The organism is Bacillus sp. FSL M7-1345, assembly GCF_038006985.1.
Classification (GTDB): domain Bacteria; phylum Bacillota; class Bacilli; order Bacillales; family Bacillaceae_G; genus Bacillus_A; species Bacillus_A cereus_U.
In genome coordinates, this window is record NZ_JBBOWG010000001.1 from 4,447,212 (window position 1) to 4,469,384 (window position 22,173).

A 22,173-nucleotide genomic window follows, 5' to 3' on the forward strand; every position below is an offset into this window, starting at 1 on the left:
GAAATATCCTTGTTGTTTTTTAAAAAATATTCGTTTTTTTCTTAAATTTCACTTAAAATGTTTACATTTATCGTGTAAAATATCGAATTTTGACGAATATTCATTGCAAACGCTTCATTTCACCTTACTATTTTCACCTTTCATTGTTGCTCAATATTACTTTATTGATTTCTCTCCATTTTTCACGCTATTTCTCACGTAAAATACAAGCGAAATAATCTATTGTTTAAAAATGTTTCTCAACATTTTTTGCCACAAAATTTATCATTTCCCGACGGAAAACTCCCACCTCAAGGAATAGGTAGGACATGGTCTAATGAGTATGCGGGAGATGAATGGCGTTTAGGAAAAATTGCCACAAGGTTAACTCCTAAAGAATAAAGTGAAATTCTGCTCGCAAATAGTGGGATAACGCACAAAAGCACTCTATTCAAAAATAGAGTGCTTTTTCTATAAACGACCCTTATCCAGCAAAAGGGGTATATTGGGGATATACAAGGGAAACCGGAAAAGGAATTTATATTAATTTATATTAATTCAGAGGTAGGAAGCAGTTTCCCGCCTCTGAATTATTTAGCAATTATTATAGTACTGGTGCCATTGTTTCTTTTAATACTTTTACAGAATGAGCGAATTTCGCTTTTTCTTCTTCGTTTAATTCAAGTTCTACGATTTCACGTACACCTTCGCGGTTAATAACAGCTGGAACACCTACGTAAGCATCTTTCTCACCATATTGACCTTCAAGGTATGCAGATACAGTTAATACACTGTTCTCGTTGCTTAAGATCGCTTTAGTTACACGAAGTAGTGACATACCGATTCCGTAGTAAGTTGCGCCTTTACGCTCGATAATGTGGTAAGCTGCATCGCGTACATTTTCAAAGATTTTATCTAAATCTTCTTGGTTATACTGTTCGTTGTTCGCTAAGATTGTTTCTAGTTTTTGTACACCTACAGTAGCGTGGCTCCATACTGGAAGTTCAGTGTCACCGTGCTCACCAACGATGTAAGCATGAACGTTACGTGGATCTACATCTAAGTAGTCACCTAACATGTAACGGAAACGAGCAGAGTCTAAAGTTGTACCAGAACCAATTACGCGCTCTTTTGGAAGACCAGATTCTTTCCAAGTTACGTAAGTTAAAATATCAACTGGGTTTGTTGCGATTAAGAAGATTCCATCGAATCCGCTATCCATAATACCGCGAACGATTTGTTTAAAGATCTTTGTATTTTTCTCAACTAAGTCTAAACGAGTTTCGCCTGGCTTTTGTGGTAATCCAGCAGTGATAACAACTAAATCTGCATCTTTACAATCTGCATAGCTACCGCTCCAAACTTTTGTTGGTGCTGGAGAGAATGGCACTGCATGGCTTAAGTCCATTGCTTCCCCTTCTGCTTTTGCTTCATTAACATCTACAAGTACGAATTCTTCAGCTACACCTTGGTTGATCATTGAGTAAGCGTAACTACAGCCTACAGCTCCTGTTCCTACTAATACTACGCGATTGATACCTTTTTTCATGTTAATTTCCCCTTTCAATTGTTTACATCTATTTTTTATTATTGTTTAAGTAAGTAATTAAAATACTAATTTAATGTTGTTTAACTTCTTTACATACATATTGTAGCACGGATTATTGTGAATTACTTCACAAATTATGACCTATTTGTGAACTTTTTCACATAGAGTGTAAAGTTATCGTAGCAAGTGTGGAATCAATACCAATTTATGCGTTTTAGTTAGATTGTGAAAGGGGTGGACTTTGGTTTTTATCGGTAAGTGAAATTATATCGGCGATTTTCTGAATATATCGACCATAACTCCAAATATATCAGCGATTATTTAAATATATCGACCGTAACTCAAATTATATCAGCGATTTTTAAAATATATCGACTTACCGACAAAACCCGACAAGGATAGCACCATAAAGAAGCTCTCTCTTTTCTATTAATTAGACGATTCAAATAGAAAAAAGTATACAACATTTTTTAATCAGTGGGGCGGTTGTTCACCCCCACTGATTATTAGCCCACACCAATCGGGCTTTTACGAGCAGTTGATCTCCCACCTAACTTCTTTGCTCATGCCAAAATTTGAGGTGAGAGTCTTACTGCCCACAAATAGCGGGATAAAAAAAGCAGACTACTAATAGTCCGCTTTAAATAAAACATATACAACAAAAAAGAGATAGCAGATTATGCTATCTCTTTTAGTATGACCCGTACGGGATTCGAACCCGTGTTACCGCCGTGAAAGGGCGGTGTCTTAACCACTTGACCAACGGGCCAAAATCTGGCAGAGAAGAAGGGATTCGAACCCTCGCACCGCGTTCGCGATCTACTCCCTTAGCAGGGGAGCCCCTTGAGCCACTTGGGTACTTCTCTATAGTATGGCTCCGCAGGTAGGACTCGAACCTACGACCGATCGGTTAACAGCCGATAGCTCTACCACTGAGCTACTGCGGAATAATTATGGTGGGCCTAAATGGACTCGAACCATCGACCTCACGCTTATCAGGCGTGCGCTCTAACCAGCTGAGCTATAGGCCCATAAAAAGCGGGTGAAGAGAATCGAACTCTCGACCAGAGCTTGGAAGGCTCTTGTTTTACCACTAAACTACACCCGCATTAAATTAAAAATGGTGAGCCATGAAGGATTCGAACCTTCGACCCTCTGATTAAAAGTCAGATGCTCTACCAACTGAGCTAATGGCTCATTTTGAAAGTGGTGCCGGCTAGAGGACTTGAACCCCCAACCTACTGATTACAAGTCAGTTGCTCTACCAATTGAGCTAAGCCGGCTTGCGATTTCAAAATGGTGGCTCGGGACGGAATCGAACCGCCGACACGAGGATTTTCAGTCCTCTGCTCTACCGACTGAGCTACCGAGCCTTTATGTAAAAAAAATGGCGGTCCCGACCGGGGTCGAACCGGCGATCTCCTGCGTGACAGGCAGGCATGTTAACCACTACACCACGGGACCATTTGGTTGCGGGGACAGGATTTGAACCTGCGACCTTCGGGTTATGAGCCCGACGAGCTACCGTACTGCTCCACCCCGCGATGATATAATATTTAATTTAGAAAAAATGGAGGAGGTAGAGGGATTCGAACCCCCGCGCGACTCTCGCCGCCTGTCGGTTTTCAAGACCGATCCCTTCAGCCGAACTTGGGTATACCTCCGAGATATGAACTTTGAGTGGTGGACCTTGTAGGACTCGAACCTACGACCGGACGGTTATGAGCCGTCTGCTCTAACCAGCTGAGCTAAAGGTCCTTATGGTAGCGGCGGAGGGGATCGAACCCCCGACCTCACGGGTATGAACCGTACGCTCTAGCCAGCTGAGCTACACCGCCATAAGTAATATTCAAATAAGTGGAGCCTAGCGGGATCGAACCGCTGACCTCCTGCGTGCAAGGCAGGCGCTCTCCCAGCTGAGCTAAGGCCCCATATTTTGAAAAATCGGGAAGACAGGATTTGAACCTGCGACCCCCTGGTCCCAAACCAGGTGCTCTACCAAGCTGAGCCACTTCCCGTTAATAAAAAAACGCGCCCGAGAGGAGTCGAACCCCTAACCTCTTGATCCGTAGTCAAACGCTCTATCCAATTGAGCTACGGGCGCATATGGTGCCGAGGGCGGGGGTCGAACCCGCACGGTGGTCACCCACCGCAGGATTTTAAGTCCTGTGCGTCTGCCTGTTCCGCCACCCCGGCATGTCATATTGAAAATTGGAGCGGAAGACGGGATTCGAACCCGCGACCCCAACCTTGGCAAGGTTGTATTCTACCACTGAACTACTTCCGCAAGACATGTATGAGTTATTATATTAAAAGTGCGGGTGAAGGGAGTCGAACCCCCACGCCAAAGGCGCCAGATCCTAAGTCTGGTGCGTCTGCCAATTCCGCCACACCCGCATATTATAATTTTAAAAGAAAAAATGGGGCGACTGATGGGAATTGAACCCACGAGTGCCGGAGCCACAATCCGGTGCGTTAACCACTTCGCCACAACCGCCATGATTTTCTGGTGCCGACTAGAGGACTTGAACCCCCAACCTACTGATTACAAGTCAGTTGCTCTACCAATTGAGCTAAGTCGGCTAGAATGGTGGAGGATGACGGGATCGAACCGCCGACCCCCTGCTTGTAAGGCAGGTGCTCTCCCAGCTGAGCTAATCCTCCGAATTGCCTGGCAACGTCCTACTCTCACAGGGACAAGGTCCCAACTACCATCGGCGCTAGAGAGCTTAACTTCCGTGTTCGGTATGGGAACGGGTGTGACCTCTCTGCCATCATTACCAGACTGTATTCATTTAAGACAAGAATCATCATAACTCATTCGACATTTAAAGTCAACAAGTTTTTTATATTCTTTCAAAACTAGATAACATTAGCTTCATATTATATGGTTAAGTCCTCGATCTATTAGTATTCGTCAGCTCCACATGTCACCATGCTTCCACCTCGAACCTATCAACCTGATCATCTTTCAGGGATCTTACTAGCTTACGCTATGGGAAATCTCATCTTGAGGGGGGCTTCATGCTTAGATGCTTTCAGCACTTATCCCTTCCGCACATAGCTACCCAGCTATGCCCTTGGCAGAACAACTGGTACACCAGCGGTGCGTCCATCCCGGTCCTCTCGTACTAAGGACAGCTCCTCTCAAATTTCCTGCGCCCACGACGGATAGGGACCGAACTGTCTCACGACGTTCTGAACCCAGCTCGCGTACCGCTTTAATGGGCGAACAGCCCAACCCTTGGGACCGACTACAGCCCCAGGATGCGATGAGCCGACATCGAGGTGCCAAACCTCCCCGTCGATGTGGACTCTTGGGGGAGATAAGCCTGTTATCCCCGGGGTAGCTTTTATCCGTTGAGCGATGGCCCTTCCATGCGGAACCACCGGATCACTAAGCCCGACTTTCGTCCCTGCTCGACTTGTAGGTCTCGCAGTCAAGCTCCCTTATGCCTTTGCACTCTACGAATGATTTCCAACCATTCTGAGGGAACCTTTGGGCGCCTCCGTTACACTTTAGGAGGCGACCGCCCCAGTCAAACTGCCCACCTGACACTGTCTCCCGGGTCGATAAGACCCGTAGGTTAGAATTTCAATACAGTCAGGGCGGTATCCCACCAGCGCCTCCACCGAAGCTAGCGCTCCGGTTTCAATGGCTCCCGCCTATCCTGTACAAACTGTACCAAAATTCAATATCAGGCTACAGTAAAGCTCCACGGGGTCTTTCCGTCCTGTCGCGGGTAACCTGCATCTTCACAGGTACTATAATTTCACCGAGTCTCTGGTTGAGACAGTGCCCAAATCGTTACACCTTTCGTGCGGGTCGGAACTTACCCGACAAGGAATTTCGCTACCTTAGGACCGTTATAGTTACGGCCGCCGTTTACTGGGGCTTCAGTTCAGAGCTTCGCTTACGCTAACCCCTCTCCTTAACCTTCCAGCACCGGGCAGGTGTCAGCCCCTATACTTCGCCTTACGGCTTCGCAGAGACCTGTGTTTTTGCTAAACAGTCGCTTGGGCCTATTCACTGCGGCTTTCCGTTAAGAAAGCACCCCTTCTCCCGAAGTTACGGGGTCATTTTGCCGAGTTCCTTAACCAGAGTTCTCTCGCACACCTTAGGATTCTCTCCTCGCCTACCTGTGTCGGTTTGCGGTACAGGCACCTTTTATCTCGCTAGAAGCTTTTCTTGGCAGCGGGGAATCAAAGACTTCGCTCCATAAGGAGCTTCCCCATCACAGCTCAGCCTTCACGATAAGCGGATTTGCCTACTTATCAGCCTAACTGCTTGGACGTGCACAACCAATCGCACGCTTCTTCTATCCTTCTGCGTCCCTCCATTGCTCAAACGATAAAGAGGTGGTACAGGAATATCAACCTGTTGTCCATCGCCTACGCCTGTCGGCCTCGGCTTAGGTCCTGACTAACCCTGAGCGGACGAGCCTTCCTCAGGAAACCTTAGGCATTCGGTGGACGGGATTCTCACCCGTCTTTCGCTACTCATACCGGCATTCTCACTTCTAAGCGCTCCACCAGTCCTTCCGGTCTGACTTCACTGCACTTAGAACGCTCCCCTACCACTGATACCATTGGTATCAATTCGCAGCTTCGGTGGTGTATTTAGCCCCGGTACATTTTCGGCGCAGAGTCACTCGACTAGTGAGCTATTACGCACTCTTTAAATGGTGGCTGCTTCTGAGCCAACATCCTAGTTGTCTAAGCAACTCCACATCCTTTTCCACTTAATACACACTTTGGGACCTTAGCTGGCGATCTGGGCTGTTTCCCTCTTGACTACGGATCTTATCACTCGCAGTCTGACTCCTAAGGATAAGTCATTGGCATTCGGAGTTTGACTGAATTCGGTAATCCGATGAGGACCCCTAGTTCAATCAGTGCTCTACCTCCAAGACTCTTACACTTAAGGCTAGCCCTAAAGCTATTTCGGGGAGAACCAGCTATCTCCAGGTTCGATTGGAATTTCTCCGCTACCCACACCTCATCCCCGCACTTTTCAACGTGCGTGGGTTCGGGCCTCCATTCAGTGTTACCTGAACTTCACCCTGGACATGGGTAGATCACCTGGTTTCGGGTCTACGACCACGTACTAAACGCCCTATTCAGACTCGCTTTCGCTGCGGCTCCGCCTCTTCAGCTTAACCTTGCACGGGATCGTAACTCGCCGGTTCATTCTACAAAAGGCACGCCATCACCCATTAACGGGCTCTGACTATTTGTAGGCACACGGTTTCAGGATCTCTTTCACTCCCCTTCCGGGGTGCTTTTCACCTTTCCCTCACGGTACTGGTTCACTATCGATCACTAGGGAGTATTTAGCCTTGGGAGATGGTCCTCCCAGATTCCGACGGAATTTCACGTGTTCCGCCGTACTCAGGATACATTCAAGAGAGAACGAAGTTTCGACTACGGGGTTGTTACCCTCTGTGACGGACCTTTCCAGGTCGCTTCGTCTACCTCGTTCCTTTGTAACTCCGTATAGAATGTCCTACAACCCCAAGAGGCAAGCCTCTTGGTTTGGGCTAGATTCCGTTTCGCTCGCCGCTACTCAGGAAATCGCATTTGCTTTCTCTTCCTCCAGGTACTTAGATGTTTCAGTTCCCTGGGTCTGTCTTCCATACCCTATGTATTCAGGTAAGGATACCATACCATTACGTATAGTGGGTTTCCCCATTCGGAAATCTTCGGATCAAAGCTTACTTACAGCTCCCCGAAGCATATCGGCGTTAGTCCCGTCCTTCATCGACTCCTAGTGTCAAGGCATCCACCGTGCGCCCTTTCTAACTTAACCAAACTAAAATTAAAAAAATATGAGCTACACTGTTATCTAGTTTTCAAAGAACATACATTTAAACTTGAGAGATAGTTCTCTCAAAACTGAACGAAACAAAACAAGTCAACGTTTATTGATGAACTGCGTTCATCAATTCTCCATAGAAAGGAGGTGATCCAGCCGCACCTTCCGATACGGCTACCTTGTTACGACTTCACCCCAATCATCTGTCCCACCTTAGGCGGCTGGCTCCATAAAGGTTACCCCACCGACTTCGGGTGTTACAAACTCTCGTGGTGTGACGGGCGGTGTGTACAAGGCCCGGGAACGTATTCACCGCGGCATGCTGATCCGCGATTACTAGCGATTCCAGCTTCATGTAGGCGAGTTGCAGCCTACAATCCGAACTGAGAACGGTTTTATGAGATTAGCTCCACCTCGCGGTCTTGCAGCTCTTTGTACCGTCCATTGTAGCACGTGTGTAGCCCAGGTCATAAGGGGCATGATGATTTGACGTCATCCCCACCTTCCTCCGGTTTGTCACCGGCAGTCACCTTAGAGTGCCCAACTTAATGATGGCAACTAAGATCAAGGGTTGCGCTCGTTGCGGGACTTAACCCAACATCTCACGACACGAGCTGACGACAACCATGCACCACCTGTCACTCTGCTCCCGAAGGAGAAGCTCTATCTCTAGAGTTTTCAGAGGATGTCAAGACCTGGTAAGGTTCTTCGCGTTGCTTCGAATTAAACCACATGCTCCACCGCTTGTGCGGGCCCCCGTCAATTCCTTTGAGTTTCAGCCTTGCGGCCGTACTCCCCAGGCGGAGTGCTTAATGCGTTAACTTCAGCACTAAAGGGCGGAAACCCTCTAACACTTAGCACTCATCGTTTACGGCGTGGACTACCAGGGTATCTAATCCTGTTTGCTCCCCACGCTTTCGCGCCTCAGTGTCAGTTACAGACCAGAAAGTCGCCTTCGCCACTGGTGTTCCTCCATATCTCTACGCATTTCACCGCTACACATGGAATTCCACTTTCCTCTTCTGCACTCAAGTCTCCCAGTTTCCAATGACCCTCCACGGTTGAGCCGTGGGCTTTCACATCAGACTTAAGAAACCACCTGCGCGCGCTTTACGCCCAATAATTCCGGATAACGCTTGCCACCTACGTATTACCGCGGCTGCTGGCACGTAGTTAGCCGTGGCTTTCTGGTTAGGTACCGTCAAGGTGCCAGCTTATTCAACTAGCACTTGTTCTTCCCTAACAACAGAGTTTTACGACCCGAAAGCCTTCATCACTCACGCGGCGTTGCTCCGTCAGACTTTCGTCCATTGCGGAAGATTCCCTACTGCTGCCTCCCGTAGGAGTCTGGGCCGTGTCTCAGTCCCAGTGTGGCCGATCACCCTCTCAGGTCGGCTACGCATCGTTGCCTTGGTGAGCCGTTACCTCACCAACTAGCTAATGCGACGCGGGTCCATCCATAAGTGACAGCCGAAGCCGCCTTTCAATTTCGAACTATGCAGTTCAAAATATTATCCGGTATTAGCCCCGGTTTCCCGGAGTTATCCCAGTCTTATGGGTAGGTTACCCACGTGTTACTCACCCGTCCGCCGCTAACTTCATAAGAGCAAGCTCTTAATCCATTCGCTCGACTTGCATGTATTAGGCACGCCGCCAGCGTTCATCCTGAGCCAGGATCAAACTCTCCAATAAAGTTAGTTTGTCTAGCATCTAAAAATAAAAATTGACGTTCACGTTGTTTGTTTCGTTCAGTTTTCAAAGAACTACTCAGTCGCTCATTTGCGACTTCCTTATGTTAACACCTTCGTTTTTCGATGTCAACTAAGTTTTTCAATTTCTTTTTTGTCGTTTTCTGCGTTTCCGCATCAGCGACGGTTATTAATATATCATGTAAAAAAATGAAATGCAACACCTTTTGAAAACTTTTTTCAAACCAACTACATTTCTTTTTTAATATCATATACTTAAACGAAATATCTCTTTCATTTCTAAGTAATTCCTACATATATTCTATATAAAGTCACTCTGCCAAAAAGCGTTTCTTTCTATATAAACGTTTTATTCATATACCATATCATACAAGGAGGAATATACATGGACTACACCGACTTATTAATAAAACTAGGTCTCTCGGCTATTTTAGGATTCGCCATCGGTTTAGAGCGCGAATTAAAACGTAAACCACTCGGTTTAAAAACGTGTTTAGTTATTTCTATAATTAGTTGCCTCCTGACGATTGTTTCTATTAAAGCTGCTTACAACTTACCACATACCGATCATATGAATATGGATCCACTTCGACTTGCCGCTCAAATTGTATCAGGAATCGGTTTTTTAGGTGCCGGTGTAATTTTACGCAGAGGAAACGATAGTATTGCGGGATTAACAACCGCCGCTATGATTTGGGGTGCTTCTGGTATTGGCATTGCCGTTGGAGCTGGTTTCTATATCGAGGCTACTTTCGGAATGTGTTTCCTTATGATTAGTGTAGAACTTATACCCTTAACGATGAAATTCGTCGGTCCTAGATCATTTCGCCAACGTGATATCGCAGTGAAACTTGTTGTACGAAATATGGACAATATCCCCATTGTAATTGAAGAAATAAAAGAAATGGATATAAAGGTTAAAAATATGAAGCTTAAAACATTAGAAAGCGGCGCTCACTACTTACATCTTAAATTGTCTATCGATCAAAAAAGACATACTGCCGATGTTTACTATGCTCTCCAACATCTTGAAAGTGTTCAACAAACTGAAGTTGAAAGTATGTATTAATTATGAAACGAACTCTCTTTTTAATTAGAGAGTTTTTCTTTTTTCTATAATGGTAACAATGAATGTAGTCCTGAAACGTAAGGAGGAATAGGAACTTGAAATCCCGTCCGAATTTAGTAGATACATTTCGTGATTCCATTATTTTTCGTTTAATTTGTTTTATTATTGTACTTACTGCTTTCTCCGGCTTTCTTATACATATATTAGAGCCAGATCATTTCACCACATGGTTCGACGGGATTTGGTGGTCAATCGTTACCATTTTCACCGTTGGATACGGCGATTTCGCCCCCCATACAACGATAGGAAAAATTATCGGGATAGGCATCATTTTATTAGGAACGGGATTTTGTTCTTATTATATGGTTCTATTCGCTACCGACATGATTAATAAACAATATATGAAAATTAAAGGAGAAGAAGCTGCTACTTCTAATGGTCATATGATTATCGTTGGCTGGAACGAACGTGCAAAACATGTTGTAAAACAAATGCACATATTACAACCGAACCTTGATATCGTTTTAATTGATGAAACACTTTCTTTACTTCCAAAGCCATTTCATCATTTAGAATTTATAAAAGGTTGTCCGCATCACGATCAAACTTTATTAAAAGCTAACATTACAACAGCTCACACTATATTAATAACATCAGATAAAGAGAAGAACGAAAGCTTAGCAGATACACAGTCCATTTTAAATATTTTAACTGCAAAGGGACTTAATCCAAACATTCACTGCATCGCTGAACTTCTTACTTCTGAACAAATCCAAAATGCAATGAGAGCTGGCGTATCAGAAATTATAGAAGGAAATAAATTAACGAGCTATGTATTTACTGCTTCTCTTTTATTCCCTTCCATTTCAGGCGTACTATTCTCCCTTTACGATGAAATCTCTGATAACAAATTACAACTGATGGAGATTTCCCCGTCCTGCACCGGACAATCCTTTGCGAATTGTAACTATACTCTTTTAAAACAAAATATTCTCTTACTAGGTGTAAAGCGCGACGAACAATATATGATCAATCCAGTTCATTCTTTCATTCTCATCGAAAGCGACATACTCATCGTTATTCACCATTAAAAAAATGACTTTCTAGTTCTTGTACTAGTACTTTACCAATATTGATATATTTTCTTTTCACGTCTCCATCAGGATCTTTCGGCTCAGCAAATTGATCAACTCCACTCGTTCCAGCTGTTAAAGAATTAACATTATCATCTAGTTCGTCTTGATATACGTGCGAAAGAATATACGGCGTTTCAAGACGGACTATTACCTGAGGCACATCTAGTTCTCCATCCACCGCTGTAAATGGTACTCGTAAAAATTGATAACCATCTTCTTCGTCGATTTTATAATCAAAACATCCTTTATCATAATCCCAATTACCACCAATACTATATCCAAGTGGTTTCATAACCTCTTCTAACTTATATAAAGCATATGTACGTCCTTCTAAATTTGATTGAATCGGAATCAATCCCATCCCTCCTAGACTTTTCCTTTAGCATACCCATTCTAGTTTGAATATACCGGTGTACTTTTCAGTAAAATAATAAAAAGCGATCGGAGACCCGATCGCTTTTTATTATTTTAAACGCTCTTCTAATTCTGCTTTTAACTCTTCAAATCCTGGTTTTCCAAGTAGAGCAAACATATTTTTCTTGTACGCTTCTACTCCTGGTTGGTCAAATGGATTTACGCCTAATAGGTAGCCGCTCATCGCACATGCTTTTTCGAAGAAGTATACAAGGTAACCGAATGTGTACTCGTTTAGTTCTGGAATGTTTACGATTAAGTTCGGTACTCCGCCATCGCTATGTGCAAGTAATGTACCTTCGTATGCTTTTGTGTTTACGAAGTCTATCGTTTCACCAGCAAGGTAGTTTAATCCATCTAAATCGTTGTCGTCTAATTCGATTTTTAGTTCGTGTGTAGATGTACCTACTTTAAGAACTGTTTCGAATAGGTCACGACGACCTTCTTGAATGTATTGACCTAATGAGTGTAAGTCAGTTGAGAAGTTTGCTGAAGATGGGAAAATACCTTTTTGATCTTTTCCTTCACTTTCACCAAATAACTGTTTCCACCACTCAGAGAAGTAGTGAAGTGCTGGCTCATAGTTAACAAGCATTTCAATTGTTTTCCCTTTATTGTATAGGGCATTACGAACTACTGCGTATTGGTAAGCTGGGTTTTCTTCAAGTTCTGATTTCGCGAAGTCATTATGACCAGCAGCTGCACCGTTCATCATCTCTTCAATGTTTAGGCCACTTACTGCGATTGGTAATAATCCTACTGGTGTTAATACAGAGAAACGACCGCCAACATCATCTGGAATTACAAATGTTTCGTAACCTTCATTGTCAGCTAATGTTTTTAATGCACCACGCGCTTTATCTGTAGTTGCATAAATACGTTTGCGAGCTTCTTCTTTTCCATACTTTTCTTCTAATAATTTACGGAAAATACGGAATGCGATTGCAGGCTCTGTTGTTGTACCTGATTTGGAAATAACGTTAATAGAAAAGTCTTTACCTTCTAGTACGTCCATTAAATCTTTCATGTAAGTGGAGCTAATGTTTTGTCCAACAAATAGCACTTGTGGAGTTTTACGTTGTTCTTTAGAAAGCGTGTTATAGAAAGAATGGTTTAACATTTCGATTGCTGCGCGTGCTCCTAGGTAAGAACCACCAATACCTACAACAAGTAAAATGTCAGAGTCATTTTTAATTTTTTCTGCGCATTTTTGAATGCGAGCAAATTCTTCTTTATCATATTGAAGCGGAAGCTCTACCCACCCAAGGAAATCGTTCCCAGCTCCAGTTTTTTCGTGGATTGCATGATGTGTTACTTTTACTGCATCACGTAAATAAGTTAGTTCATTTTCACCGATGAAGGATAACGCTTTAGAATAGTCGAACGTTACATGTGTACTCATCTTTTTCCCTCCAATTATGTATATGTATTTCTGTATTCACTTTAGCGAAACTAAAGTTGTAAATCAAGCGATTCAACGATTGTAAACGTAACCATTATTTATTTTTTAGAAAAAGTTCATTTTTTGCATAAAAATTCGCATTTTTCGGTATAGATGTATATACATCCTTTTTTCGTACATTTTTCATGTATAAAAACAACAAAACTATACCATTCTATAAAGGAGTTAAATTTTCTTATTAACTCCTTGCTTGCTCACGCTTCACATTAAGGGGGGACTTTTCATGAGTACCTTGCAACGTATCGCATTAGTCTTCACTGTAATCGGCGCTGTTAACTGGGGACTGATCGGGTTCTTCCAGTTTGACTTAGTAGCAGCCATTTTCGGTGGACAAAACTCAGCTCTTGCACGTATTATTTACGGCATCGTTGGTATTTCTGGGCTTATCAACCTCGGCTTACTATTTAAACCATCCGAGAATCTTGGTACTCACCCAGAAACACATGAAATTCAATAGTCAGTATGTCTTTTTCGCCTCCGACATACGAATATGATTGCATGCAATCATATTTGCAAATATATATATCATAAGTCAAAGTAAAAGAGGAACGCTCATATGCGTTCCTCTTTTACTTTATTACCTCCGACTCTTCAATCCATTCTGCTAGCTTTTCTCGCAGTGTATTAAATCCGTTCTCAGATGGATTCGGTATAAGAATTCGTCCTTGCTTTCTTTTCGCCGCTTTTAACGATAAACTCATTTTTCTGTGTTCTTCATCAATTGAAAGTACTTTTACTTCTACTGTATCTCCGACCTTTAAAAAGTCATGAATGTCTTTTACATACCCATTTGTGATTTCAGATATATGCACAAGTCCTTGTGTTTCTGCATCCAAAGCTACAAATGCACCGTAATCTTGAATTCCAGTTACTTTCCCTGTTACAACCACTCCCGTTGTATATTGTTCTGACATGTGAAACACTCCCATACGTTTACCATTTTCTCTACAATTGTAAATAGCAAAGCAGATGTATTTATTGTTAAATATCCGATTAGTGAGTAAGTATCCTAAGTTAAACACCGAGGATACTCCCACCTTATATTAGTAAATTATACCACTTTGATAGAACTCATTCAAAATTCACGAAAAAATTTCCTGTAATACGTATAATTCTCCAATATTAGGATAGAATACTAACACATGGCTTTCTAGTATTCCCCCCCTTTTTATGGACAAAACGTATTGTGTTTTGTCCTTTTTTTATTCTCTATGAACCGTTCCATTCTCTTCATTGCTTCCATAAGTTGCTCCAGCGATGTTGCATATGAACAACGAATAAATCCTTCACCACTCCCGCCAAACACATTTCCAGGAACAACAGCCACTTTTTCTTCTAATAATAATTGTTCTGCAAATTCTGCTGAAGATAGTCCGGTTGAAGCTATAGAAGGGAAGACATAAAATGCCCCGCCTGGCACATGACATGTTAAGCCCATTTCATTGAAAGATGTCGTCATAAAGTTACGACGTTTTTTATAGCTATCTCTCATTCGAATTACTTCATCATTTCCCCCGCGTAATGCTTCAAGTGCTGCAAATTGAGACATCGTCGGTGCACACATCATTGAATACTGGTGGATTTTGAGCATTAATTCTGAAAATTGCACAGGGGCTGCAATCATCCCAAGACGCCATCCCGTCATCGCAAATCCTTTTGAAAACCCTGAAATTAAAATTGTATGGTCACGCATATTTTTAATACTCGCGAAACTCGTATATGCTTCGTCGTATACGAGCTCTGCATAAATTTCATCAGATAGCACGATTAAATTATACTTCTCAACAATAACTGCTAGCTTTTCTAATTCGGATTTATTTAACATTGCGCCTGTTGGGTTATTGGGAGAACAAAGTAATATTGCCTTTGTTTTCGTTGTAATAGCTGCTTCAATTTGATCTGGCTGTACTTTAAATTCATCTTCTAATGAAGTCGCTACTGGAACTGGGACCCCGCCCGCTAACGTAACAAGTGGTGCATACGAAACGAAACTTGGTTCAATAATAAGTATTTCATCATCAGGGTTTACAATAGCACGCATCGCTACATCTAGCGCTTGACTCGCTCCAACTGTAACAATGATTTCATCATTCGGATCATAAGATACTGCAAATTGTTTTTTTAGATACTTTGCTATTTCTTGACGGAGCTCCAATAATCCTGCATTTGCTGTATATGACGTATATCCTTGTTCTAAAGAACGAATACATGCTTGCCTTACATTCCAAGGTGTAACAAAGTCCGGCTCCCCCACTCCAAGTGAAATAACACCTTTCATACTTGCCGCTAAATCAAAAAACTTTCGTATACCGGACGGTTGTAAAGATTCTGCTACTCTAGATAGGTCAAATTGCTTCACGGTGTCACCACAATTCGCTTATCATCATCTGTCTTTTCATAAATAATCCCCTCATGTTTATACTTCTTCAAAATAAAATGAGTTGTCGTTGAAACGACAGATTCAATTGTTGCTAATTTCTCAGAAACAAACATTGCTACTTCTCCCATTGTCTTCCCTTCTAATGTAATAGAAAGGTCATATGTCCCAGACATTAAATAAACGGATTTCACTTCTGAATAGCGATAAATTTGTTCAGCTACTGCATCAAAACCGACACCACGCTTCGGTGTAACTTTCACATCAATCATCGCCGTTAAACCAGTATGTTCTTTCACTTTTGTCCAATCGATATGTGTTACATAGTCCACGATAATCTTTTCACTTTCTAATTTCGTAACCATTTTTTTCGCTTCTTCTACTTCTATATTTAACAACTTCGCTAATGTATCTACAGATAAACGACTATTCTTTTCAAGACAAGCTAATAATTCTAATTCTTTCTCTGTCACCATATAAATCATCCTTCCTTTTAGTTTGTGTCTAAATTATACAAATACTCTTTCCAGTTTGAAAAGAAGATTTTTTTTGAGAATTATGTCAAAATAAAGTGAAGGCTAATAATCAATGGGGGGTTCATCCCCACTGATTATTAGCCTTCACCAATCGGGCTTTTACGGGCAGTTAATCTCCCACCTAACCTCTTTGTTTCAGCCGTTTTTTGAGGTGGGCGTCTTACTGCCCGTTAATAGCGGGGTAAAGTGAAACCTTAATCAGTGGTAGGGTTCATACCCGCTGATTATTAGCACACACCAATCCGGGTAAAGAGGAAAGGGGATGGAACCGTGAAACCAAAAGTATATATTGCCGAACCAGTTCCAACATTTGTAGAAAACTATTTATCAGAACACTGTGATTTTGAAAAATGGGATCAAAACGAGAAAGTACCTCGTGATGTTCTATTGGAAAAAATAAAAGATAAAGATGGGTTATTAAATTTCGGATCTGCTATAAATGAAGAATTATTGCAGGCTGCTCCTAATTTAAAAGTAGTAAGTAACATTTCTGTTGGCCATGATAACTTTGATTTAAAAGCGATGAAAAAACAAAATGTTATCGGAACGAATACTCCATATGTGTTAGATGATACAGTAGCCGATCTCGTTTTCGCTCTTATGTTATCTGCTGGTCGCCGTGTTTGCGAACTCAATTCCTATGTAAAAAATGGTGAATGGAACGCTGAAATCGGAAAAGAACACTTCGGACTAGATGTACATCATAGTACGATCGGTATTATCGGAATGGGACGAATTGGAGAAGCTGTCGCAAAACGAGCGAAATTCGGATTTGATATGAATGTCCTTTACTATAACCGTCGCCGTAAAGAAGAAGCTGAGCAAAAATTTGATGCTACATATTGTGATTTACAAACTCTAATCAAACAATCTGATTTTATTATTCTTCTTACTCCATTAACAGATGAAACGTATCATCTTATCGGTGAAAAGGAATTTTCACTAATGAAAGAAACAGCAATTTTCATTAATGCTTCTCGCGGGAAAACAGTAGATGAAACTGCATTAATTCATGCGTTAACAGAAAAGAAAATATTTGCAGCCGGCATCGACACATTTACACAAGAACCGATTCAAAAAGAGAATCCGCTCTTATCATTACAAAACGTTGTAACTTTACCGCACATTGGATCTGCAACATTAAAAACTCGGCAGCAAATGGCTATGACAGCTGCTGAAAATTTAGTGGCAGGATTACAAGGAAAAACACCACCTAATATTGTGCGTGGGTAATTATAAAGTGAAACTTTAATCAGTGGGGGTTTTGTCCATCCCCCACTGATTATTAGCCCACACCAATCGGGCTTTTACGGGCAGGTATCTCCCACCTAACTTCCTCGCATTCGCCGAATTTTGAGGTGGGAGTCTACTGCCCGCAAATAGCGGGATAAATACGCAAAAGGCAAGATGACGATGTCATCTTGCCTTTTTTTGTTAACATATTTTGTTTCTTGTCTGGAGATGATATGAACAAAAATCAATGGAGTGACAAAAAATGAACCATGAATGCAAATGCCCTTACTTCACTTTTTCCACTCGCGGGACTACTATTCATTACGAATTGTATGAACATAATACTAAAAAAGAACGACCTACTTTCGTACTCGTTCACGGCTTCCTCTCTTCCTCATTTAGCTATCGACGACTCATTCCTTTACTAACAAAGGAAGGTACAGTAATTGCCCTTGATTTACCACCATTCGGAAAAAGTGATAAATCTCATCTCTTTAAATATTCTTATCACAATTTAGCAGCTATTATTATCGATTTAATCGAACATTTATCTCTCTCAAATATTGTATTAGTTGGTCATTCTATGGGCGGACAAATTTCACTCTTTGTAAACCGACTACGCCCTGAATTAATTTCAAAGACGATTTTACTATGTAGCTCTAGTTATTTAGCACGCGCAAACTTCCCTTTACTGTACTCCTCTTATTTACCGTTCTTCCACTTGTACGTGAAGAACTGGATTATTCGAAGGGGCATCGTTCATAATTTAATGAATGTCGTTCATGACCATTCATTAATTGACAATGAAATGATGGAAGGCTATGCTGCTCCTTTTTATGATGATCGTATATTCCCTGCTTTAACTCGAATGATAAGAGACCGTGAAGGTGACTTATCTTCAACTGAATTACAAAAAATCGAAACCCCAGTATTACTCATTTGGGGTGAAAAAGATCGCGTCGTCCCTGTACATGTAGGACACCGTCTCCATAAAGACCTACCTAATTCCACTTTCATTTCTTATGAAAATACAGGACACTTACTACCTGAAGAAAAGCCCGATCATGTTTATGAAGAAATTATTGCGTTTGCGGCGCAATAAAGTGAAGCTTTAATCAAACCGCACAAATGAAAATAAACAAAAAGGCTGTCGTAAATTCCGACAGCCTATAATGAACAACTTCCGCCTTCTTTTAGTACGAGTAACTCTACTGCTAATTTTTCGCATTTTTCAAGTGCAGGTACTTCTTCAAAAGACATAAAGTATATATGTTGAATCTTCTTTGCGATGTATTTCGGATCATCAAACACACTTACGACGTTTACAACATCGCTCGCTTCTGTTTCATAAAACTCCGGTCCCATTTGAAACGGATCCCAATTTTTCACAACCTCAATCATTTTGTCATATGCACCCATCTGCTTCCCGCCTTTTCACTTTTTAATGCTTTTCTTTATCGTATCACATCAGCTATTCTATAAGAAGAGTGAGAATTTTCATAACTTAACAGTTTGACAGAAGAAAGGAGCAAACATATGCAACTATTTCATAAAACGGTAAATAGACGCGGAACACATAGTACAAAATGGGATACATATAAAAATGAAGAGCTCATCCACGCTTGGATTGCCGATATGGACTTTGAAGTACCAAAACCAATTCAAACTGCATTACAAAAACGCACAGAACATCCTATTTTCGGCTATACACTTCCTCCTGAAAATATTGGGGATATCATTTGTAATTGGACGAAAAGCCAATACAATTGGGAAATACAAAAAGAATGGATTGTATTTAGCGCAGGTATCGTTCCAGCTCTTAGTACGAGCATACAAGCTATAACGAAAGAAGGAGAAGCCGTACTCGTACAACCTCCTATTTATCCACCATTTTTTGAAATGGTCAAAACAAATAATAGACAATTATGTGAGAGTCCCTTATTTAAACAAAATGGCATATATAAGATAGACTTCGAGCATCTAGAAACTCAATTTAAACAAGGTGTAAAACTAATGCTTCTTTGCAGCCCTCACAATCCTATCGGACGCATTTGGACGAAAGAGGAGCTAATAAAACTCGGTACGTTATGTACGCAATATAATGTAACCGTTGTCGCGGATGAAATTCACGCCGATATTATTTATAGAGGCCATACTCATACACCGTTTGCTTCTTTATCTGAAGAATTAGCAGCACGCACTATTACTTGTATGGCTCCGAGCAAAACATTTAATATCGCTGGATTGCAAGCATCGATCATCATTATTCCGAATGAAAATCTCCGTAATACCTTTATGTCTATCCAATATAGACAAGGATTCCACGGATTAAATACATTTGCTTATACAGCAATGCAAAGTGCCTATACAGAATGTAATGATTGGCTAAATGAAATTCGATTGTACGTTGAAGATAACGCTCAATTTGCTTGTGAGTATATTCAAAATCACATCCCAGCTCTTTCTGTAATTAAACCAGAAGGTAGTTTTTTACTGTGGATTGATTGTTCCCACTTGGACCTTTCTCAAGATGAACGAACAGCATTGCTTGAAGAGAAAGGTAAAATCATTATTGAGCCTGGTGAGAAATATGGAACAGGTGGCGAAGCCCATATCCGAATTAACATTGGCTGTCCTAGATCTGTTTTAGAAGAAATTTTAAACAGACTACACCATACATTCTCATAACAAAAAAGGAGGCTATCCCAAAATGATTTTGGGACAACCTCCTTTTTTCGGTAAATCGATATAATTCCACTTACCATCATGTGGTTTTAGAACAAAATCTACCATTCGCGGTAGATTCTATTTTTCCTTCATATCCGACGCTTTTTTAACAATAACACCGCAAGCAATTCGGCCACCAGATTTACCCGTTGGTTGTGTCATACCATCATCAGCGTTTTCTGTAATAATAATAGACGCTCCATCTTTTCTATGAATCGTCGTTTTTCCTTCTTCAAGCGTTATATGCGGAGCATCGATTTCTGCTTTAATCTTTCCCGAACCGTCTGCAACTACGTTCGGTAAATCACCATTTTCCGCACCTTTCGGATTCAAGAGCCCATGTTCTTTATTATCCGGATTAAAATGATTCCCAGATGATTCGAAACGTGGCGCTTTACATTCTCCGATTTCATGTACATGTATCCCATGTGATCCTGGTGTAAAGCCTTCCGCTTTAATCGTAATTTTCACTCCACTTGTTTGCTGAGTTACTTTTGCAGTCCCAACTTCATCACCTGAAGCATTATGTAATTTCACATCAATTTCTTTCGGCTTCCCTTGGTCACAACCCGCCATTAGAAATAATAAACAACAACTGAAAAAAAGCCGTCTTTTCATTCAATTCCCTCCAAAATACTTTCTGCCCTTAGATTGTCCGAGCATAGAGGGAAACATGCAAAAATGAATTACTGTTTCTTTTCAGCTAAAAGCTTTTCTTCTACTTTCTGTAATCGCTCTGCTTCTCGTTTTGATACACGAATAAACATACGCCACGTAGCAACCGCACCGATGATAAATAGAACGCAAACAATACCTGGAATAATATACTCCGTTTTATCTTCAGGAAAATATAAAGGCATCATATAGAACACTCCTTATCAGGGAATTTATGAAAATAATTAACATCAGAATTTTCTGTTATATCATTTTAAATTATAGTTGAAGCCTGTCATATTCTCAAGGACATTCAAAAATCAACTAATTTCTTTGACTACTTCTTATACTTTCCTTACTATAAACTTGAGGTGAAAAATATGAGAGAAACATTTGAAATTGGTGAAATCGTTACTGGTATTTATAAAACTGGAAAATACATCGGCGAAATTACAAATAGCCGTCCTGGCAGTTACGTCGTAAAAGTATTAGCTGTTTTAAAACATCCAGTGCAAGGGGATTTACATAATGTAAAACAAGCTGAAGTACCATTCTTCCACGAAAGACGTGCTTTAGCTTTTCGTGAACAGACGAACATTCCAGAGCAAATGGTGAAGAAATATGAAGGAGAAATTCCGGATTATACAGAGTCACTAAAATTAGCATTAGAAACTCAAATGAATTCATTTTCTGAAGATGATTCACCTTTTGCGGGGCGTAGTCTAGAAACACTTCAGCAATTGAAGCAAGATTACAAACTTTAAAAAACAAAACGACCAAATTACATGTTTTGCAATTTGGTCGTTACTGTGTACTTACTTTCTTTAACACTTTCGAAAAATCAACAAGTTCCCCTAATGTTGGAGGTGCTGGTTTGACTAAATACTCTTTATCTTTTTCTACTAACTTAAAAATATTATATGTCGTCATCGCATCATCAAGCGCACAATGATGCTTTCCTGTTCCTGCTTTCCCATACGCCTCAATTGCTTTCCACAGCCCTGTTTGATTTCTCTCTCCAAAAAACTTCTTATACTCAAGCGATAAATCACGACACTGTCCAAAGAATGGAAATTCTACTCCCGCCATTTCGCAATTATGCTTTAAGACTTTCATATCCATATTTCCCCACGTTACAATTGTCGGTTTACAACTCTTTTCATATTCTGCAAGTTTCTCAACAAGTTCATGAAAAGAAATTCCTTTGTCCACTACTTCCTGTTTAATTCCTAAAAATTTTTTACATCGATCCGTTAAAGACGGAAATGTTTTCGGTCTAATATGCGATGAATACGTATCTTCCACCTTACAACCAACAACTGAAACGAGTCCGACCTCAATAATTTCTGGGAAAAAACCTTTTGGCTTTTTTCTATGCTGGGGCATCGTAAACTCAAAGTCTAAAAACAAAAATCGTTGTTCATCCATACGATCCCTTCCTTATCATCTTTGTCATTCCTTTCTATTTGACACTCCTACACGAACAAGCTCGAATGCTGATTCGATTTTAAAT

General features: G+C 41.1%; 17 protein-coding genes, 22 tRNA genes and 3 rRNA genes. 7 read left to right on the plus strand and 35 right to left on the minus strand.

What is annotated here, in order from left to right; translation table 11 throughout:
* Positions 1-583: 583 nt before the first annotated feature.
* The 26 genes from MHB76_RS23245 to MHB76_RS23370 form a co-directional block, all read right to left on the minus strand.
* Entirely contained in the window at positions 584-1,528 is a 945-nt protein-coding gene (locus tag MHB76_RS23245; protein ID WP_002112560.1) for an L-lactate dehydrogenase, read from the minus strand.
* 697 nt (positions 1,529-2,225) lie between these two features.
* Positions 2,226-2,297 (minus strand) — tRNA-Glu (locus MHB76_RS23250).
* A 6-nt stretch (positions 2,298-2,303) separates the two neighbouring features.
* Positions 2,304-2,394: transfer RNA gene (locus tag MHB76_RS23255), tRNA-Ser, on the minus strand.
* Positions 2,395-2,400: 6 nt separating this feature from the next.
* Positions 2,401-2,475: transfer RNA gene (locus tag MHB76_RS23260), tRNA-Asn, on the minus strand.
* Positions 2,476-2,482: 7 nt separating this feature from the next.
* Positions 2,483-2,559, minus strand: a tRNA-Ile gene (locus MHB76_RS23265).
* A gap of 6 nt (positions 2,560-2,565) precedes the next feature.
* Positions 2,566-2,636, minus strand: a tRNA-Gly gene (locus MHB76_RS23270).
* A gap of 13 nt (positions 2,637-2,649) precedes the next feature.
* Positions 2,650-2,725, minus strand: a tRNA-Lys gene (locus tag MHB76_RS23275).
* Positions 2,726-2,735: 10 nt separating this feature from the next.
* Positions 2,736-2,811 (minus strand) — tRNA-Thr (locus tag MHB76_RS23280).
* Positions 2,812-2,825: 14 nt separating this feature from the next.
* Positions 2,826-2,901 (minus strand) — tRNA-Phe (locus MHB76_RS23285).
* Between the two features lie 15 nt (positions 2,902-2,916).
* Positions 2,917-2,992 (minus strand) — tRNA-Asp (locus tag MHB76_RS23290).
* Positions 2,993-2,995: 3 nt separating this feature from the next.
* Positions 2,996-3,072, minus strand: a tRNA-Met gene (locus tag MHB76_RS23295).
* 27 nt (positions 3,073-3,099) lie between these two features.
* Positions 3,100-3,192, minus strand: a tRNA-Ser gene (locus tag MHB76_RS23300).
* 17 nt (positions 3,193-3,209) lie between these two features.
* Positions 3,210-3,286 (minus strand) — tRNA-Ile (locus tag MHB76_RS23305).
* Between the two features lie 3 nt (positions 3,287-3,289).
* Positions 3,290-3,366 (minus strand) — tRNA-Met (locus tag MHB76_RS23310).
* Positions 3,367-3,386: 20 nt separating this feature from the next.
* A tRNA-Ala gene (locus tag MHB76_RS23315) sits at positions 3,387-3,459 on the minus strand.
* Between the two features lie 13 nt (positions 3,460-3,472).
* Positions 3,473-3,546: transfer RNA gene (locus MHB76_RS23320), tRNA-Pro, on the minus strand.
* Positions 3,547-3,558: 12 nt separating this feature from the next.
* Positions 3,559-3,632: transfer RNA gene (locus MHB76_RS23325), tRNA-Arg, on the minus strand.
* Positions 3,633-3,635: 3 nt separating this feature from the next.
* Positions 3,636-3,724: transfer RNA gene (locus MHB76_RS23330), tRNA-Leu, on the minus strand.
* A gap of 16 nt (positions 3,725-3,740) precedes the next feature.
* Positions 3,741-3,815 (minus strand) — tRNA-Gly (locus MHB76_RS23335).
* A 29-nt stretch (positions 3,816-3,844) separates the two neighbouring features.
* Positions 3,845-3,925: transfer RNA gene (locus MHB76_RS23340), tRNA-Leu, on the minus strand.
* A gap of 24 nt (positions 3,926-3,949) precedes the next feature.
* Positions 3,950-4,025 (minus strand) — tRNA-His (locus tag MHB76_RS23345).
* Between the two features lie 10 nt (positions 4,026-4,035).
* A tRNA-Thr gene (locus MHB76_RS23350) sits at positions 4,036-4,111 on the minus strand.
* A 5-nt stretch (positions 4,112-4,116) separates the two neighbouring features.
* Positions 4,117-4,192, minus strand: a tRNA-Val gene (locus MHB76_RS23355).
* A gap of 5 nt (positions 4,193-4,197) precedes the next feature.
* Positions 4,198-4,313 (minus strand): 5S ribosomal RNA (gene rrf, locus MHB76_RS23360).
* Positions 4,314-4,415: 102 nt separating this feature from the next.
* A 23S ribosomal RNA gene (locus MHB76_RS23365) occupies positions 4,416-7,337 on the minus strand.
* A 146-nt stretch (positions 7,338-7,483) separates the two neighbouring features.
* Positions 7,484-9,035: ribosomal RNA gene (locus MHB76_RS23370) — 16S ribosomal RNA — on the minus strand.
* Together the 16S, 23S and 5S rRNA genes with 22 tRNA genes alongside form the textbook arrangement of a ribosomal RNA operon.
* Positions 9,036-9,437: 402 nt before the next feature.
* Between MHB76_RS23370 and MHB76_RS23375 the strand changes: the two genes are divergently transcribed.
* Complete coding sequence (locus MHB76_RS23375; protein ID WP_002160049.1) at positions 9,438-10,121, plus strand: MgtC/SapB family protein; 684 nt, start codon at positions 9,438-9,440, stop codon at positions 10,119-10,121.
* Positions 10,122-10,216: 95 nt separating this feature from the next.
* Positions 10,217-11,212, plus strand: coding sequence for a potassium channel protein (locus MHB76_RS23380; RefSeq protein WP_078173474.1), 996 nt, complete (start codon positions 10,217-10,219; stop codon positions 11,210-11,212).
* On the opposite strand, the gene MHB76_RS23385 is transcribed toward MHB76_RS23380, so the two are convergent.
* Positions 11,199-11,612, minus strand: coding sequence for a YugN-like family protein (locus MHB76_RS23385; RefSeq protein ID WP_002160047.1), 414 nt, complete (start codon positions 11,610-11,612; stop codon positions 11,199-11,201). The two genes, MHB76_RS23380 and MHB76_RS23385, sit on opposite strands and share 14 nt — an antisense overlap.
* A gap of 108 nt (positions 11,613-11,720) precedes the next feature.
* A complete protein-coding gene (locus MHB76_RS23390; protein ID WP_002112570.1) occupies positions 11,721-13,073 on the minus strand; it encodes a glucose-6-phosphate isomerase in 1,353 nt (450 codons plus the stop codon).
* Between the two features lie 283 nt (positions 13,074-13,356).
* Between MHB76_RS23390 and MHB76_RS23395 the strand changes: the two genes are divergently transcribed.
* Positions 13,357-13,590, plus strand: coding sequence for a DUF378 domain-containing protein (locus tag MHB76_RS23395; protein ID WP_002034535.1), 234 nt, complete (start codon positions 13,357-13,359; stop codon positions 13,588-13,590).
* A 112-nt stretch (positions 13,591-13,702) separates the two neighbouring features.
* Here the strand turns inward: MHB76_RS23395 and yugI are convergent, their stop codons facing one another.
* The 3 genes from yugI to MHB76_RS23410 all read right to left on the minus strand — a co-directional run bounded on the left by yugI (position 13,703) and on the right by MHB76_RS23410 (position 15,986).
* Positions 13,703-14,047: a S1 domain-containing post-transcriptional regulator GSP13 gene (gene yugI / locus MHB76_RS23400; RefSeq protein WP_002015848.1), complete on the minus strand. Its 345-nt coding sequence runs from the start codon at positions 14,045-14,047 to the stop codon at positions 13,703-13,705.
* Positions 14,048-14,301: 254 nt separating this feature from the next.
* Positions 14,302-15,492, minus strand: a complete 1,191-nt coding sequence (locus MHB76_RS23405; protein ID WP_002129685.1) for an aminotransferase — start codon at positions 15,490-15,492, stop codon at positions 14,302-14,304.
* Entirely contained in the window at positions 15,489-15,986 is a 498-nt protein-coding gene (locus MHB76_RS23410; protein ID WP_016106498.1) for an Lrp/AsnC family transcriptional regulator, read from the minus strand. The genes MHB76_RS23405 and MHB76_RS23410 overlap by 4 nt, the downstream gene beginning before the upstream one ends.
* A 300-nt stretch (positions 15,987-16,286) precedes the next feature.
* On the opposite strand from MHB76_RS23410, the gene MHB76_RS23415 reads away from it, so the two are divergent.
* Complete coding sequence (locus MHB76_RS23415; protein WP_033714043.1) at positions 16,287-17,279, plus strand: 2-hydroxyacid dehydrogenase; 993 nt, start codon at positions 16,287-16,289, stop codon at positions 17,277-17,279.
* Positions 17,280-17,541: 262 nt separating this feature from the next.
* The gene (locus MHB76_RS23420; protein ID WP_002112576.1) at positions 17,542-18,381 is read left to right on the plus strand and encodes an alpha/beta fold hydrolase; all 840 of its coding nucleotides are present in this window, start codon (positions 17,542-17,544) and stop codon (positions 18,379-18,381) included.
* A gap of 65 nt (positions 18,382-18,446) precedes the next feature.
* Here MHB76_RS23420 and MHB76_RS23425 read toward each other — a convergent pair whose 3' ends face one another.
* The gene (locus tag MHB76_RS23425; protein WP_002015854.1) at positions 18,447-18,698 is read right to left on the minus strand and encodes a YugE family protein; all 252 of its coding nucleotides are present in this window, start codon (positions 18,696-18,698) and stop codon (positions 18,447-18,449) included.
* A 117-nt stretch (positions 18,699-18,815) separates the two neighbouring features.
* Here MHB76_RS23425 and MHB76_RS23430 point away from each other — a divergent pair, with 117 nt between their 5' ends.
* Positions 18,816-19,967, plus strand: coding sequence for a MalY/PatB family protein (locus MHB76_RS23430; RefSeq protein WP_078173472.1), 1,152 nt, complete (start codon positions 18,816-18,818; stop codon positions 19,965-19,967).
* Between the two features lie 117 nt (positions 19,968-20,084).
* Here MHB76_RS23430 and MHB76_RS23435 read toward each other — a convergent pair whose 3' ends face one another.
* Positions 20,085-20,624: a superoxide dismutase family protein gene (locus MHB76_RS23435; protein ID WP_078173471.1), complete on the minus strand. Its 540-nt coding sequence runs from the start codon at positions 20,622-20,624 to the stop codon at positions 20,085-20,087.
* Positions 20,625-20,692: 68 nt separating this feature from the next.
* On the minus strand, positions 20,693-20,869 hold the full coding sequence (locus tag MHB76_RS23440; protein WP_000982763.1) for a hypothetical protein: 177 nt from the start codon (positions 20,867-20,869) through the stop codon (positions 20,693-20,695).
* 171 nt (positions 20,870-21,040) lie between these two features.
* On the opposite strand from MHB76_RS23440, the gene MHB76_RS23445 reads away from it, so the two are divergent.
* On the plus strand, positions 21,041-21,424 hold the full coding sequence (locus MHB76_RS23445) for a kinase-associated lipoprotein B (RefSeq protein ID WP_002112579.1): 384 nt from the start codon (positions 21,041-21,043) through the stop codon (positions 21,422-21,424).
* Positions 21,425-21,464: 40 nt separating this feature from the next.
* Here MHB76_RS23445 and kapD read toward each other — a convergent pair whose 3' ends face one another.
* The gene (kapD, locus tag MHB76_RS23450; RefSeq protein WP_002112580.1) at positions 21,465-22,088 is read right to left on the minus strand and encodes a 3'-5' exonuclease KapD; all 624 of its coding nucleotides are present in this window, start codon (positions 22,086-22,088) and stop codon (positions 21,465-21,467) included.
* Positions 22,089-22,173 lie beyond the last annotated feature (85 nt).

What these genes read in the sequence shown, in the direction of transcription:
- MHB76_RS23245 (WP_002112560.1), bottom strand. Translation starts at nt 1,528, where the DNA reads ATGAAAAAAGGTATCAATCGCGTAGTATTAGTAGGAACAGGAGCTGTA.
- MHB76_RS23375 (WP_002160049.1), top strand. Translation starts at nt 9,438, where the DNA reads ATGGACTACACCGACTTATTAATAAAACTAGGTCTCTCGGCTATTTTA.
- MHB76_RS23390 (WP_002112570.1), bottom strand. Translation starts at nt 13,073, where the DNA reads ATGAGTACACATGTAACGTTCGACTATTCTAAAGCGTTATCCTTCATC.
- MHB76_RS23395 (WP_002034535.1), top strand. Translation starts at nt 13,357, where the DNA reads ATGAGTACCTTGCAACGTATCGCATTAGTCTTCACTGTAATCGGCGCT.
- yugI (WP_002015848.1), bottom strand. Translation starts at nt 14,047, where the DNA reads ATGTCAGAACAATATACAACGGGAGTGGTTGTAACAGGGAAAGTAACT.
- MHB76_RS23410 (WP_016106498.1), bottom strand. Translation starts at nt 15,986, where the DNA reads ATGGTGACAGAGAAAGAATTAGAATTATTAGCTTGTCTTGAAAAGAAT.
- MHB76_RS23420 (WP_002112576.1), top strand. Translation starts at nt 17,542, where the DNA reads ATGAACCATGAATGCAAATGCCCTTACTTCACTTTTTCCACTCGCGGG.
- MHB76_RS23425 (WP_002015854.1), bottom strand. Translation starts at nt 18,698, where the DNA reads ATGGGTGCATATGACAAAATGATTGAGGTTGTGAAAAATTGGGATCCG.
- MHB76_RS23430 (WP_078173472.1), top strand. Translation starts at nt 18,816, where the DNA reads ATGCAACTATTTCATAAAACGGTAAATAGACGCGGAACACATAGTACA.
- MHB76_RS23435 (WP_078173471.1), bottom strand. Translation starts at nt 20,624, where the DNA reads ATGAAAAGACGGCTTTTTTTCAGTTGTTGTTTATTATTTCTAATGGCG.
- MHB76_RS23440 (WP_000982763.1), bottom strand. Translation starts at nt 20,869, where the DNA reads ATGATGCCTTTATATTTTCCTGAAGATAAAACGGAGTATATTATTCCA.
- MHB76_RS23445 (WP_002112579.1), top strand. Translation starts at nt 21,041, where the DNA reads ATGAGAGAAACATTTGAAATTGGTGAAATCGTTACTGGTATTTATAAA.
- kapD (WP_002112580.1), bottom strand. Translation starts at nt 22,088, where the DNA reads ATGGATGAACAACGATTTTTGTTTTTAGACTTTGAGTTTACGATGCCC.